Annotated in this window: 1 protein-coding gene; it reads right to left on the reverse strand. The window is 74.8% G+C overall.

Features of this window, described 5'->3' with window-relative positions; genetic code table 11:
• The coding region (locus tag G3I78_RS47585) for a threonine/serine exporter family protein (RefSeq protein WP_164436845.1) at positions 1-511 on the reverse strand (511 nt) is incomplete at both ends.

The raw sequence follows: 511 nt of genomic DNA on the forward strand, positions 1-511 counted from the left end.
CGCGGAGACGTACCCGGCCTCGTGCCCGCCGTCGACACCCGCGAGCGCCGACAGCGCCAGGACGAGGACCAGGTAGGCGATGCTCGCGACCGCCGCGGCGAGCATCGTCACGCCGAACTGGTTGATCCCCCGGTGCAGCATCGCCTGGCGCACCGCCTGCCCGAGCGCCGCCGCGACGAGCACCGCGCCGCACTCGACGAGGCCGCCGTTGTTGAGGAACGCGAAGGCCGCGCAGGCGATCCCCGCCCAGAGGGCGTTGAGCAGCGCGCCGTACAGCGGTGGCCGGCGCGCGATCCGGTCGAGCTCCGCCTCGACGGTGCCGAGGTCGGCGCCCGCCGGGAGGGCCGCGGAGAACCGCTCGAGCTGCGCCAGGCGGTCGGCGTTGATCCCGATCGACCGGACCTCGGTGAGCTCGGTGCGGAAGATCGGGCCCCGGTACGAGGTCGCGGTGATCTCCGTGAGCGTCACGTGAGCGGCGATGTGGTCGAGCCCCAGCGCCCGCGCCGCTCGG

The sequence above is a fragment of the Streptomyces sp. SID13726 genome, from assembly GCF_010548375.1.
Lineage (GTDB): Bacteria > Actinomycetota > Actinomycetes > Streptomycetales > Streptomycetaceae > Streptomyces.